This window comes from Streptomyces sp. NPDC001339 (assembly GCF_042895955.1).
In the GTDB taxonomy this organism is placed as follows: domain Bacteria; phylum Actinomycetota; class Actinomycetes; order Streptomycetales; family Streptomycetaceae; genus Streptomyces.
On record NZ_JBIAWT010000001.1, the window covers coordinates 265,046 to 279,094 of the forward strand.

The 14,049-nt window shown below is 70.0% G+C and carries 11 protein-coding genes and 1 riboswitch; of the genes, 4 read left to right on the top strand and 7 right to left on the bottom strand.

Annotated features, from left to right (window positions below; translation table 11 throughout):
- Positions 1–13 precede the first annotated feature (13 nt).
- From ACFY12_RS01115 to ACFY12_RS01145, 7 genes are all read right to left on the bottom strand, one after another.
- The gene (locus ACFY12_RS01115) at positions 14–1,087 is read right to left on the bottom strand and encodes an ABC transporter ATP-binding protein (RefSeq protein WP_390714335.1); all 1,074 of its coding nucleotides are present in this window, start codon (positions 1,085–1,087) and stop codon (positions 14–16) included.
- A 131-nt stretch (positions 1,088–1,218) separates the two neighbouring features.
- Positions 1,219–2,229 (bottom strand): ABC transporter permease, encoded by a 1,011-nt coding sequence (locus tag ACFY12_RS01120; RefSeq protein WP_390713584.1) that lies wholly within the window; start codon positions 2,227–2,229, stop codon positions 1,219–1,221.
- Positions 2,230–2,342: 113 nt separating this feature from the next.
- Positions 2,343–4,124, bottom strand: a complete 1,782-nt coding sequence (locus ACFY12_RS01125) for an ABC transporter substrate-binding protein (protein WP_390713585.1) — start codon at positions 4,122–4,124, stop codon at positions 2,343–2,345.
- Between the two features lie 141 nt (positions 4,125–4,265).
- On the bottom strand, positions 4,266–5,264 hold the full coding sequence (locus ACFY12_RS01130) for an ABC transporter permease (RefSeq protein WP_390713586.1): 999 nt from the start codon (positions 5,262–5,264) through the stop codon (positions 4,266–4,268).
- A gap of 544 nt (positions 5,265–5,808) precedes the next feature.
- On the bottom strand, positions 5,809–6,609 hold the full coding sequence (locus ACFY12_RS01135; protein WP_390713587.1) for an enhanced serine sensitivity protein SseB C-terminal domain-containing protein: 801 nt from the start codon (positions 6,607–6,609) through the stop codon (positions 5,809–5,811).
- 80 nt (positions 6,610–6,689) lie between these two features.
- Positions 6,690–7,487: an enhanced serine sensitivity protein SseB gene (locus tag ACFY12_RS01140; RefSeq protein WP_390713588.1), complete on the bottom strand. Its 798-nt coding sequence runs from the start codon at positions 7,485–7,487 to the stop codon at positions 6,690–6,692.
- A gap of 253 nt (positions 7,488–7,740) precedes the next feature.
- Positions 7,741–8,472, bottom strand: coding sequence for an AAA family ATPase (locus ACFY12_RS01145; protein ID WP_390713589.1), 732 nt, complete (start codon positions 8,470–8,472; stop codon positions 7,741–7,743).
- 366 nt (positions 8,473–8,838) lie between these two features.
- Positions 8,839–8,934, top strand: a riboswitch (glycine riboswitch).
- Positions 8,935–9,081: 147 nt separating this feature from the next.
- On the opposite strand from ACFY12_RS01145, the gene gcvT reads away from it, so the two are divergent.
- From gcvT to ACFY12_RS01165, 4 genes are all read left to right on the top strand, one after another.
- Positions 9,082–10,209 (top strand): glycine cleavage system aminomethyltransferase GcvT, encoded by a 1,128-nt coding sequence (gene gcvT, locus ACFY12_RS01150; protein WP_390713590.1) that lies wholly within the window; start codon positions 9,082–9,084, stop codon positions 10,207–10,209.
- Positions 10,210–10,341: 132 nt separating this feature from the next.
- The gene (gcvH, locus tag ACFY12_RS01155; RefSeq protein WP_390713591.1) at positions 10,342–10,719 is read left to right on the top strand and encodes a glycine cleavage system protein GcvH; all 378 of its coding nucleotides are present in this window, start codon (positions 10,342–10,344) and stop codon (positions 10,717–10,719) included.
- 34 nt (positions 10,720–10,753) lie between these two features.
- Positions 10,754–12,010, top strand: a complete 1,257-nt coding sequence (gene glyA, locus ACFY12_RS01160) for a serine hydroxymethyltransferase (RefSeq protein ID WP_390713592.1) — start codon at positions 10,754–10,756, stop codon at positions 12,008–12,010.
- Between the two features lie 327 nt (positions 12,011–12,337).
- On the top strand, positions 12,338–13,993 hold the full coding sequence (locus ACFY12_RS01165) for an APC family permease (RefSeq protein WP_390713593.1): 1,656 nt from the start codon (positions 12,338–12,340) through the stop codon (positions 13,991–13,993).
- The last annotated feature ends 56 nt before the right edge of the window (positions 13,994–14,049 follow it).

The window sequence follows — 14,049 nt, forward strand, 5'->3', positions numbered from 1 at the left end:
GCTTCCGTCCCGGTCACAGCTTCGGCGCGATCTCTTCGGTCCAGATACGCTCCCGCTCCTCCGGCGCCAGATGGCAGGCGGAGAAGTGTCTACCGCCGGCGTCGCGCAGCTCGGGGCGGACCGTACGGGTGAGGCCGTCCCCGGGCATGTCCGCGTACGGGCAGCGGGGGTTGAAGGCGCAGCCGGACGGGACGTTGATCAGGCTGGGCGGGGAGCCCTTGACCGGGATCAGCCGCTCGGTCTGCGGGCGGTCGATGCGCGGCATGGAGCCCAGCAGGCCCCAGGTGTAGGGGTGCTGAGGCCGGTGGAAGACCTTCTCGGCCGGGCCACGTTCGACGCACCGGCCGCCGTACATCACCAGCAGGTCGTCGGCGAGCTCGGCGACCACCCCGAGGTCGTGGGTGATGAGGATGACCGCGGAGCCGAACTCCTCCTGGAGGTCGCGGATCAGGTCCAGGATCTGTGCCTGGACGGTGACATCGAGGGCGGTGGTCGGCTCGTCCGCGATCAGCAGCTCGGGGTTGTTGACCAGCGCCATCGCGATCATCGCGCGCTGGCGCATCCCGCCGGAGAACTGGTGCGGAAAGTCGTCCACCCGTTTGTCCGGCTGCGGGATGCCGACCCGGCCGAGCATCTCGACGGCCCGCTTGCGCGCGGCCTTCCGGTCCACGTCGTGGTGGACGCGATAGGCCTCCACGATCTGGTTGCCGACCGAGTAGTACGGGTGCAGTGCCGACAGCGGGTCCTGGAAGATCATCGCCATCTCCCGGCCGCGCAGGCGGCGCACCTCGTCCGGGTCGGCACCGACCAGCTCCTTGCCGTCCAGCCAGATCTCCCCGGACATCCGCACCTTGCCACGCTGCCGGCGCGAGGCGCGGTGCAGGCCCATCACGGCGAGCGAGGTCACGGACTTGCCGGAGCCGGACTCGCCGACAATGCCGAGCGTCCGGCCCTTCTCCAGGCTGAACGTCAGCCCGTCGACGGACCTGACCAGGCCGTCGTCGGTGGGGAAGTGCACCTTCAGGTCCCGCACTTCGAGGAAGGCGGACGGCGCCCGGTCGGCGGTATCGGCGGCGGGCCGGGCCACCCCGGCCGTGGTCCTGCCCTCAGCGGAGTCCGTGGAGGCGGTGGAGTCCGTGGAGTCGGTGGAATCCGTGGAGCCGGTGGAATCCGTGGAGTCGGTGGAGTCCGTGGAGCTAGTGGAGCCGGTGGAGTCGGTCACGAGAGCCTCACCCGCGGGTCGACGGCGGCGTACAGAACGTCCACCACCAAGTTGCACAGGACGATGAAGAACGCGGCGAGCAGGGTGACGCCGAGAATGTCCGGCAGGTCGTTGGCCTTGATCGCCTCGATGGCGAAGGAGCCGACGCCCTTGAGCGAGAAGACCGTTTCGGTGATCATCGCCCCGCCGAGCAGCAGGCCCAGGTCCATGCCGAACACCGTGATGAGCGGGGTGAGCGCGGCGCGCAGACCGTGCCGTACGACCACTTTCCGCTCCCGCAGGCCCTTGGCGCGGGCGGTGCGGATGTAGTCCTCGCCCAGCGTCTCCAGCATGCCGGCCCGGGTGAGCCGGGCGTAGAGCGCGGAGTAGAGGAAGGCCAGGGTGACCCAGGGCAGGACGAGGGTGCGGGCCCACAGGAAGGGGTCCTCCAGCAGCGGTACGTAGTCGCTGCGCTCGAACACCGGCCACTGGTAGGTGAACAGGGCCAGCGCCACGGCACCGGTGAAGAACATCGGGAGGGAGACACCGGCCAGGGCCACCCCCATCGCCATCCGGTCGAAGACCGAGCCGGGGCGCAGCGCGGAGAGCACACCGGTGGCGACACCGGAGACGATCCACAGCACGGCCGCGCCGGCGGCCAGCGAGAGCGTCACCGGGAGTCGGGACTGGATCTCCGGCCAGACCTCGATATGGGTCTTGAAGGAGTATCCGAAGCACGGCACATGGCAAGTGGCCGCGTCGGGGCCGAACTTGTAGTCGACGCCGGCGAAAATTCCCTTGAGGAAGTCCCCGTACTGCTCGTATACGGGCTTGTCCAGGCCGAGGTTCTTCTTCACCGCGGCGATGTCCGCGGCCGTGGGGGCCTTTCCGATGTACTGCTGGGCCAGCTGGTCGGTGGTCTGCCCGGCCAGCTTCGGCAGCAGGAAGAAGATGCCGAAGGTGACCGCGCTGACGATCAGCAGCAGGATCACCGCGCTGATCAGCCTGCGGATGAGGTACGAGAACACGGGGATGCGGCGTCGGAGCCGCGGGCCGGCCGGAACCGGCCCGCGGACACCAATGCCTTCACCTGCCTTCCGGGGCCGCTGCTTCTGCTTCTGCTTCTGCTACTTCTTGGCTTCTACTTCTTGACGCCGATGTTGAGGTAGTCGTACTGACCGCTCCAGGCCGAGGAGGACACCAGGTTGGTGGCCTTCGGCGAGCGGTAGTTCAGGACCTTGAAGTAGGCGAGCGGAACGATCACCGCCTGCTTCATCGCCTCCTTGTCGATCTCGGCGTAGGCCTTCTCGCGGGCCGCCTGGTCGGTGTTGGCGATGGCGCTGTCGAGCAGCTGGTTGATCTTCGGGTCGTCCAGCTCCGACAGGTTGGCGTTACCGGACTTGCTGATCGCCTTGCCGTGCAGGATCTGCTGGAGGTAGCCGTAGCCGGTCGGGAAGTCCGCGCCCCACTGCATCATCATCAGGCCGACGTTGTTCTTCTTGTTGAACTCCGGCACCCCGGCGTAGTCCGAGAAGTACTTGCCGGTCGGGTACTGCTGGGGCTTGACGGTGATACCGATCTTCTTCAGCGAGTCGATGATCGAGGTGGCCGCGTCGACCTCCTCCTGGTTGTCGTTGCGGGCCAGGATGGTCGTGGTGACCTTGCCGGCGCCGCACGCGGCCCAGTGCTTCTTCGCCTCGGTCAGGTCCAGCTCGTCACCCTTGTACTTCTGCGGGTACAGGTCGTACTTCTGGTAGCCGGCGATATCGCTCGGCAGGACCGTGGAGGCCACCTCGCCGCGGGGCGGGCCGCCGCGCGCGGTCTGCACGGCCTTCTTGTCGATCGCGTACTGGACGGCCTTACGGCACTCGATGTTGTCGAACGGCTTCACCTTGGTGTTGATCGCCGTGTAGACGAGACGCTGGCCGAGCGCGTTGTCGGTGTGGGCCCGCTCCGTGGGGTCGGTCAGGAGCTCGGCCTGGGTCTGGGCTTCGACCCCGCGGCCGGCCAGGTCGACCAGGGTGCTGCCGGACCGGAGGTCCTTGTCGATCGTCGACTGGGCGACCTTCATGTTCAGCACGATCTTCTCGGGCAGCTGCTTGCGCAGCTCATCGTTCGACCACTGCGGGTTGCGGACCAGGACGAGCTTCTTGCCCTCCTGATAGCTCTCGAACTTGTACGAGCCGGTGGAGACCACGGACCGGGTGTAGTCCGCGCCCTTGTCCTTGGCCTGCGGGACCGGGGCCGTCTGCGGGGCGCTGACCAGGTAGTCGAACTCGGCGAACGGCCGCTTCAGATGGAAGCGGATGGTGCGCTCGTCGGGCGTCTCGATGGACTTCAGCCCGTCTCTGCTCTTGCCCTCGTCCTTGCCCTTGCCCTCGTCCTTGCCCTCGTCCTTGTACGGGCCCTGGTAGCCGCCCTCGTTGTCCTGGAGGAACTGCTGGAAGTAGTTCGGGCCCAGCGAGAGGACGTCCCGGGCGAAGTTGGAGCGCTCGACGGCGTACTTGACGTCCCGCGCGGTGACAGGGGTGCCGTCCTCGAACTTCACCCCCTTGCGGATCTTGTACGTCCAGGTCCGGCCGCCGTCGCTGGGCTTGCCCATCGCCTCGGCCAGGTCCGGAACCAGTTCGTTGCCCTTGGGGCCGGGGGCCGGCTTGAAGGTGGTGAGCGGGCGGGCGTAGAGCCGGCTGAAGTTGTAGAGGAAGGCGTAGTAGGTGTTGCCCGGGTCGAAGGACTCGGGGGCGTCGCTGATCGCGTAGGTGACCGTGCCGCCCTTCTCGTCCGAGGCGTTCACGATGCCCTTGGTGGCGGCGTTGGCCTCGGTCGAGCCGTTCGAGGAGCCTTTGCCCCCACTGCAGCCGGCCAGCAACAGGCCCGCGCTGGTGATGGCCGCTATCGCCGCGACCGGAACTGACCTTCGCATGTGGTCGGTGTCCCCTTCGTGTGTCGAAAAACCTCGGGAGGATCGAGAGAACTTCAGAGAGCTTCAGAAATCTTCGGGACCGGGAAGCTTCGGGAAATGTCGAATGCCGGTGAGGGGCAGGGAAGTCGGCGCCGGTACGGGTCAGCGGCCGCGGGGGTCCAGCGCGTCCCTCAGACCGTCACCGAGCAGGTTGAAGGCGAGCACGGTGACGAAGATCGCGAGGCCGGGCACGAGCATGTACTGGGGGTCGACCTCGTAGTACTTGACCGCCTGATTGAGCATGCCGCCCCAGGACGCCTGGGGCGGCTGGATACCGACGCCCAGGAAGCTCAGCGCCGCCTCGAAGAGGATGTTGGAGGGGATCAGCAGCGTCGAGTAGACGATGACGGGCCCCACCAGGTTGGGCAGCAGCTCCCGGAAGAGGATGAACGGCCCGCGCGCGCCCATTCCCCGGGCGGCGTCGATGAATTCGCGTTCCCGCAGCGAGAGGGTCTGGGAGCGCACGATCCGCCCCATGTACGGCCAGTTGAAGAAGCCGATCACGAAGATCAGGACCGAGATGTGCAGCGGCAGGCCGTCCAGGCCGAAGGCACCGCCCTGCAGCGAGGCGGAGATCGCGATGGCGAACAGCAGCAGCGGGAAGGCCAGGAAGACGTCCATCATCCGGCTGATGACGGCGTCCACCCGGCCGCGGTGGAAACCGGCGATCACTCCGAGGACGGTGCCGATGGCGACCGACAGCAGCGTCGCACCGAACGCCACGATCAGCGACACCCACGAGCCCTCCAGGACCCGGGCGAGCAGATCGCGGCCGAACTTCGGGTCCACGCCCAGCGGGTGGTCCCCGCTCATCCCGCCGAAGTCCCCTTTGGGCAGCGTGGTGCCGGGGTCGACCAGCGACTGGTGGGGGCTGTTCGGGTCCAGGCCCAGCAGGGCCTGGAGGGGGCGGGAGAGCGCGGCGACGACGATGAGCAGGGTGACGACGACGGCACCGGCCACCGCGGCCTTGTCCCGCCGGAAGCGCAGCCATGCGATCCGGCCGAGCGAGCGCCCTTCGATGCGCTTGCCCTCCACGCCCTCCAGCACCGCTTCCGGCTGCGCCTCGGCAGCCGCCCCGGTGGTGTTGATCGGTGCGGTCACAGTGCCCTTGCCCCCCTCGGCCGACGGTGGACGGGGGTCCCCGCCGGCCTGTGCCCGCCGCGATAGCGGCCCCGTTTCAGATCACTGGTGCGATGTGGTGCTCACTACTGGTGCCTGGTGCGGAGTGGTGCTCGCTGGTGCGGTGTGGTGCTCGCCGGCGCATGTGGCGCGATGTGGTGCGTGACGCTACCTGGTGCGATTCCCGCAAGTCCCTTGGACGTCAGGGTGGTTCGTCTCGCGGACGTCAGGAGCTTCACGCGACGCGATACGGGATGCGGCACGCGACGCGATACGGGATGCGGTACGGGATGACGCTCGTACAAAGGGCCGGGCCCTGTTGCCCCCGGAGTCTTCATCCCCTGCGCGATCAGTCACCAGCCCCGGCAGGGAAAGGATGCGCAACTGTGATGTGCTCCACGGTGCTCCGTCATACGGACATCAGTCCGGCCATACGGGCATCAGTCCGACATGAGCGTAGGACTCGGCGGCCGGGAGGCCGGGCCGGGCGCCGGGCGCAGGGCGCCGGGCAGAGCAGAACCGGCCGTCAGTAGGGCCGCGGGTAGCCGTAGCCGTACGAGGGCGCGGGGGCCTGCGGGGGCTCCTGGGGCTGGGCATAGCCGTCGCGGTCGAAGAAGGGCCGCGCGCAGGCCCGCATCCACATCCCGACCGGGTCGTACTCGTCGTTCATCGCGACCGTGGAGACCGGCAGGCCGTCCGGCACCGCGCCGAGGGACTGCTGGATCATCAACCGGGCCGATTCCACGGCCGGTTGGCCGGTGTCGTACAGCTCCAGTCCGATCGCCAGATACGGGGCGCCCAGCGCGGGCTGCACCCAGGCCCGGCGCAACGACCGTACGGCGGGCGTGCGGTGGGCGTTCTGGGCGAGCAGGGCGTAGAACTGCGGAATGTCGATGACCGGTTCCGAGATCCGCAGCGGGCCGGCGGGCAGCCGGTCCAGACCGCCGGCGATCCGGCGGAGATCCAGCCAGGGAATGCCGACGCCGCCGCCGGGAGCGTGCGGATTCAGCCACAGGCCCCACCGGTCGGGGAAGAGCGAGCCGGCGATCTCCAGGCCGCCGACGACTTCGTGGTCGCGGTTCCAGCCGGAGGCGGCGAGCTCGGCCGCGGAGGTCACACAGGGCGCGTAGCCGAGCCCGTCGACCTCCATGTTCCCGTACTGCGCGTCGGCCGACCCCGCCCGGCCCTGCCACAGAAGCATCCAGACCTGGCCCGTGGCGAGTGCGTGCAGCAGCGCCTCGTAGGCGTCGTATCGGCCGGGCGAGACCTGCCGCAGCAGCTGCTCCAGCTGTCCGGCCGCCGGCCCCTGGTGCGCACCCGCGCTCACGTGGTCCGTCCCTTCTCTCCGCAGGCACGTGATGGGGTGCGCCCGCCCGTCGTCCAACAAGCTCTCGTCGTCCAACAAGCTTACGAGTGGTCCCGGGAGTAGAAGGGCCGCACGCGCTCCAGCATCCAGTCGGCGACCGGGTCGCCCTGGGCGATATCGAGCAGCACCAGCTGGACGGGCCAGGGCACCGGTACCGCGCCGAGTGCACGTCCGAGGGCTGTCAGGACCGTCTCGCGGGCGGTGCCGTCCTGCAGCGCGGCGGGGCTCGCGGCCAGCTGCACACCGACGAACAGCGCGGGCGTGTCGCCCTCGACGCTGGCCAGGGCACGCCGGGCACTCAGGACAATTCCGACACTGGAGAACTCCAGCCCGGCGGCGGCCAGAAAGTCCACCGGCTCGTCCTGCCAGTCCGGCTCGAAGAGCCGCACCCGGCCACCGCTCGGCAGGTTCTCCGCCTCCTGGCGCCCGGCCCGGCACAGTTCGGCCACCGCGGGTGGCGGCAGCGGGACGCCGACCGTACCGTCCGGGTTGACCGCGATGCCCATCTTCGGCGGCAGGCCGCGGGCGAACTCCTGGGCGGGCGCGACGGTGAAGGACATATGCGCGCCGACGACCCTCAGGAACTCCTGCTCGGAGCTGTAGACGGGGACGTAGGCCGCGCCGCCGATGTCGACGGTGGGCAGGTCCAGGCCACGGGCGCCGAAGCCCGCGCTGTCCGGGCCGCCACCGTTGGGCAGCGGCACCCACAGCCGGCTGCGCCCCAGCACCTCGACGATCCGGCCGCCGGCGCCCGGCTGCCCGACCGACGCGGCCAGCACCTCTTCCAGCTCGTTCGCCGGCCACGCCAGTTGCGGTATCCCCTGCTCCGGAAAGTTCATCTGTACCCACCCGTTCCCAACCGCGCTCTTCGGCCCACGACCCTAGACGAGAGACACGACACCGCGGAGGCCGGGCGCAGGGGAACGGTCAGTGGACGACGTTCAGCGGACGACCCTCACACGGGAACGCTCCATGGACGACGCCCAGTGGACGACACCCGCACGGCAACGCTCAGTGGTCGACACCCGCACGGGAACGCTCCATGGACGGCACTCAGCGGAATGCGCTCAGTGGACGCTGACCGCGATCCGCTCAGTGGAAGCTGACCGCGCGCAGCGCGCTCGCCGCCCGCCGGTCCAGCAGCACCGCCGAACCGAACCCCTTCGGCAGTCCGGCCGACTCCGCCGCGCCGACCAGCCGGCCCACCGCCCCGCGGTGCCGCGCGAAGGCGTACGCCGACACCCCGCGCCCGCGCGCCTCCTGGCCCGAGCGCGCCGTCTCCGGCGGCACGTCGAGCAGCACCAGATGCAGCCCGCGGCCGCCGTGCCGGGCCGACCGGGCGAGCCAGCGGCGGACCCACGTCTGCGTCCCGCAGTCGTGCACCACCAGACTGTCGCCGGAGCGCAATGCACGGCCCAGCGCCAGGTAGTGGGCCGTCCGTACCAGCGGCCGGTACAGGACGTACGGCAGCCGGCGCAGTCTGCCGCGTTCCCAGCGCTCGCGTACGTCCTGCGAGTCGATGCGCCGCACCACGCCGCCGCGCCCGTCCAGCGGCGGCACCACACGGCGCATCAGGGTGCTCTTGCCGCTGCCCGGCAGGCCGGAGACCACGACCAGGTCGCCCGCCGGGAACCGCAGCTCGCCGGTGCCGGCCTCGGACCGCCCACCGCGCAGGTCCACGACCCGTGCGCGGCGACCCGGCCGGACGACGGACCGCGCCGGGCGGCGGGGCCGGGGCCGGGGCCGGGCGACGACGGGGACCACCGCCGCGGCGTCCGGAGGCACGACCCCTGAAGTGGCCGCGAAGGCCGCGTCCCTGCGCATCGTGATCGCCTCACCCCTCCGGTTCCGGTCCGGCCCGAGTCCGTCCCCTACCCGCACAGTGTCAAGAAAAGGTAATGGCCTTCAAGAGGACCGTCCTGATCCCCGGGATTGCCCTGATCTTGGAGACGATCCTTGTCTCCGGGATTGCCCTGATACCGGAGAAGGCCCTCGCCTCCGTGATTGTCCTGATACCGGAGCAGGCCCTCGCCTCCGTGATTGTCCTGGTCCCCGGAACAGTCCGGTTCCGCCCACGTCGGGAACGGACCCTCGGCCAGGGCTCCTCGAACGGGCGATCCCGTGCAATGATGTGCCCGCCACGTGCGGCGCGCAGTTCACGTGTGCGCCGCCAACTGCATACCGGCCGCTTGAATCCGCGCGGGAGAGTCCCCGTCCGCCACGGCGGGGCGCCGAAGGAGCAAGTTCTCCCTTGAATCTCTCAGGCCCCGATACCGCGCGGGCGAGGCAGATCTGAAAAGCGAGCCACTGCCTGGCTGGGGCGGCTCCACCGAAGGTGCAAACCGGGTCCGTTCGCGGGATCCCGGTGAACCTCTCAGGTTCCGATGACAGATGGGGAGAACGTCTTGTCACCCATGCCTGGGAGCCAGAACCATGACCGATGCCCCCCGCCGGACGGCGCTGGACGCCACTCATCGCGCGCTCGGCGCGACCATGACCGACTTCGCCGGCTGGGACATGCCGCTGCGGTACAGCAGTGAACGCGAGGAGCATCTCGCCGTCCGCACCCGCGCCGGCCTCTTCGACCTCTCCCACATGGGTGAGATCACCGTCACCGGACCGCAGGCCGCCGACCTCCTCGACTACGCGCTGGTCGGCAACATCGGCGGGGTCGCTACCGGCCGGGCCCGCTACACGATGATCTGCGACGCCGAGGGCGGCATCCTCGACGACCTGATCGTCTACCGCCTGGCGGACCAGGAGTACATGGTCGTCGCCAACGCCTCCAACGCCCAGGTGGTGCTGGACGCGCTGACCGCCCGGGCCGGCGGCTTCGACGCCGCGATCCGCGACGACCGGGACGCCTACGCGCTGATCGCGGTGCAGGGACCGGAGTCGCCCGGCATCCTCGCCAAGCTCACGGACGCCGATCTGGACGGGCTGAAGTACTACGCGGGCCTGCCCGGCACGGTCGCCGGCGCCGAGGCGCTGATCGCCCGTACGGGATACACCGGTGAGGACGGTTTCGAGCTGTTCGTCCGGCCGGCGGACGCGGTCGCCCTCTGGGAGGCGCTCACCGCGGCCGGCCAGGACGCCGGCCTGGTCCCCTGCGGCCTGTCCTGCCGCGACACGCTGCGTCTGGAAGCGGGTATGCCGCTGTACGGGCATGAGCTGACCACCGCGACCACGCCGTTCGACGCGGGCCTGGGCCGGGTCGTGAAGTTCGAGAAGACCAGCAACGACGGCGACTTCGTGGGCCGGGCCGCGCTGGCGGCGGCCGCCGAGCGGGCGGCGGCGAACCCGCCGCGCAAGCTGGTCGGCCTGATCGCCGAGGGCCGCCGGGTGCCGCGGGCCGGGTACCAGGTCACCACCGCCGACGGCACGGTCATCGGCGAGGTCACCTCCGGAGCGCCCTCCCCCACCCTCGGCAAGCCGATCGCCATCGCGTACGTCGACGCGGCCTACGCCACACCGGGCACCGAGGGTGTCCGCGTGGACATCCGTGGAACCCATGAGCCGTACGAGGTCGTCGCACTGCCCTTCTACAAGCGGCAGAAGTAACGATTCATCGGCGGCAGCCCCGGCAGTTCACCGACGGCGGATCCGGCAGTGGCGCGGAGCGACGGGCCCCGCGCGTCTCACTGTGCAAGACCCTTTTCACGACCACACCCTCGCGTACAGGAGAATCGAGCCATGAACAACCCCCAGCAGCTGCGCTACAGCAAGGAGCACGAGTGGCTGTCGGCCGCCGAGGCCGGCGTCTCGACGGTCGGTATCACGGAGCACGCGGCCAACGCCCTCGGCGACGTCGTCTTCGTGCAGCTCCCTGAGGTCGGCGCCACGATCACGGCGGGCGAGTCCTGCGGTGAACTGGAGTCGACCAAGTCGGTCAGCGACCTCTACTCACCGGTCAGTGGCGAGGTCACCGCGGTCAATGAGGACGTCGTCAACGACCCCTCGCTGGTGAACACCGCCCCGTTCGAGGGCGGTTGGCTGTTCAAGGTGAAGGTGAGCGGCGAGCCGGACGACCTGCTGTCGGCCGACGAGTACACCGCCTTCTCCGCCGGCTGAGCCCGGGCCAGAACCCCCTCCTCCAGGAAGACTCATGTCGATTCTCAACAGCTCCCTGCACGAGCTCGACCCCGATGTCGCCGCCGCCGTCGACGCCGAGCTGCACCGCCAGCAGTCCACCCTCGAAATGATCGCGTCGGAGAACTTCGCACCCGTCGCCGTCATGGAGGCCCAGGGCTCCGTCCTGACCAACAAGTACGCCGAGGGCTACCCCGGCCGCCGCTACTACGGCGGCTGCGAGCACGTCGATGTCGTCGAGCAGATCGCCATCGACCGCATCAAGGCGCTCTTCGGCGCCGAGGCCGCCAACGTCCAGCCGCACTCCGGCGCCCAGGCCAACGCCGCCGCCATGTTCGCGCTGCTCAAGCCGGGCGACACGATCATGGGTCTGAACCTGGCCCACGGCGGTCACCTGACCCACGGCATGAAGATCAACTTCAGCGGCAAGCTCTACAACGTGGTGCCCTACCACGTCGGCGAGGACGGCCTGGTCGACATGGACGAGGTCGAGCGCCTCGCCAAGGAGAGCCGGCCCAAGCTGATCGTCGCCGGCTGGTCCGCCTACCCCCGCCAGCTGGACTTCGCCGCCTTCCGCCGGATCGCCGACGAGGTCGGCGCGTACCTCATGGTCGACATGGCGCACTTCGCCGGTCTGGTGGCGGCGGGCCTGCACCCGAACCCGGTGCCGCACGCCCACGTCGTGACCACCACCACGCACAAGACCCTGGGCGGTCCCCGCGGCGGTGTGATCCTGTCCACCCAGGAGCTCGCCAAGAAGATCAACTCCGCGGTCTTCCCCGGTCAGCAGGGCGGTCCGCTGGAGCATGTGATCGCGGCCAAGGCGGTCTCCTTCAAGGTCGCGGCGAGCGAGGACTTCAAGGAGCGCCAGCAGCGCACCCTGGAGGGCGCCAGGATCCTCGCCGAGCGCCTGATGCGCGACGACGCCAAGGCGGTGGGCGTGGACGTGCTCACCGGCGGCACCGATGTCCACCTGGTCCTGGTCGACCTCCGCAACAGCGAGCTGGACGGCCAGCAGGCCGAGGACCGCCTCCACGAGGTCGGCATCACCGTCAACCGCAACGCCATCCCGAACGACCCCCGGCCCCCGATGGTCACCTCGGGCCTGCGGATCGGCACCCCCGCCCTGGCCACCCGCGGCTTCCAGGCGGAGGACTTCCGCGAGGTCGCGGACATCATCGCCGAGGCCCTGAAGCCGGCGTACGACGCCACGGCCCTCAAGGCCCGGGTCACGGCGCTGGCGGAGAAGTTCCCGCTGTACCCGTCGCTGTAGGCGGCAAGGCGACCGACCCGTCGTCGTGGACGAGGCGATCCGTCCGTGTGACGCCGCACCCGCCTCCGCGGCGGTGCGCCCGTCGCTGTGACGCGTCTCATGTTGGGAGGCCTCCGGCCGGCCGGTGATCGGCGGGCCGGAGGCCGAACGGGCCGTGGGCCCGGGGCCGTTGGTCCCGGGCCCACGGTCTGCGGGGCCCCGGGCCCCTCCTCGTCGCCCGGCGACCGGGCGAAACCTACCTCCGGGCCGGAAATAAGCTGGTCGGCGGCAATCACAGCGGCCCTCAACAGTGAGGGGGCGAGCGGCAACGGCAGGACGGACGACTTCATGGACATGAGCGCGGGCAGCCGCAAAGGGCTCAGCCTCTTCGCCCTGATCATGATCGGCATCGGCTCGATCTTCGGCTCGGGCTGGCTCTTCGGCGCCGGTTCCGCCGCGCAGGTGGCGGGCCCCGCGGCGCTGGTCGCCTGGGTGATCGGCGCCGTCTTCATCGGCATGATCGCGATGTCCTACGCGGAGGTCGGCGCGGCCTACCCGATCCCGGGCGGTATGGCCCGCTACGGCCACCTCTCGCACGGCCCGGCCCTCGGCTTCCTGACCGGCTGGGCGGTGTGGATCGCGATCGCCTCGCTCATCCCGATCGAGTCGATCGCCGCCACCCAGTACATGACGTCCTGGAGCTTCGACTGGGCGAAGGGCCTGGTCGACGCCGACCACCAGCTGACCGTGTCCGGCATGGGCGTGGCGCTGCTGCTGACCGTCGCCCTCTGGCTGACCTGCTACTGGTCCGTCCAGCTGCTGGCCCGCGCCAACACCATCCTCACCCTGGTCAAGTTCGCCATCCCGGTACTCGCCGTCCTCGCGCTGATCGCCTCCGGGTTCCACACCTCGAACTTCACCTCGCAGGGCGGCTTCGCCCCGTACGGCTGGTCGGCCGTGCTCACCGCGGTCACCACCTCCGGCGTGATCTTCGCGTTCAACGGGTTCCAGGCCGTGGTCAACCTCGGCGGCGCCGCCAGGAACCCGGGCCGGGCCATCCCGATCGCCCTGGTCGGCGCGCTCACACTGGGCCTGCTGATCTATCTGGCGCTGCAGACCGCGTTCCTGGGGGCCGTACCGCCCGAGGAGCTGGCCCGGGCCGGCGGCTGGCAGGGCGTGAACTTCAGCTCGCCGTTCGCCGACCTCGCCAAGCTGCTGATGCTGCACTGGGTGGTCACCCTGCTGCAGTTCGGAGCCTTCATCTCGCCGGCCGGCTCCAACATCGCCAATGTCGCCTCGGCCGCGTACATGGTCACCAACCTCGCCGAGACCGGCTTCTTCCCCAAGAAGCTGGCGGCCGTGCACCCGCGCTACGGCACCGCGCGCCCCGCGATGTGGCTCAACCTCGGCTTCTCCGTCGTGCTGCTGCTCACCGTCGGCCGCAGCTGGCAGGCGCTGGCCGGGGTGGTCTCGGCGGCCATGGTCATCTCGTACCTGATCGGCCCGATCGCGGTGGGTGTGCTGCGGAAGACCGCGCCGGACCTGCCCCGTCCGTTCCGGCTCCCCGCCGCCGGGATCCTGTGCCCGATCACCTTCGCCTTCGCCGCCTGCGCCCTGTACTGGTCGAAGTGGCCGGACACCGGCAAGGTCACCCTGCTGACGCTGGTGTCCGTGCCGGCCATCGCGCTGGTGCTGCGGCGCAAGGGCGCGCGGGGGGCCGGACTGCTGCGGCAGTTCGCGCCGGCCTGGTGGATGGTCCTCTTCCTGATCTGGATGGCGACGCTGTCGGCGCTGGGCAGCCCGGACTTCGGCGGCCATGGCGTCATCCCCGGCGGCCTGGACATCGCCCTGGTCGCGCTGACCGCTCCGGCCTTCTACTTCTGGGCCGTACGCGCCGGCGTCAACGCCCGTGCGGCAGGCCTGACCGGCACACCGGACGACAAGGCAGCCGTTCCGGCACCCGCTGTTCCCACCGACGACGGGCGCCCGATGGCTTCCGTCTGACGCTCCGCGGCGGGTCCGCGTTACGCTCGACAATCGGCACTCTCGACAATCGACGC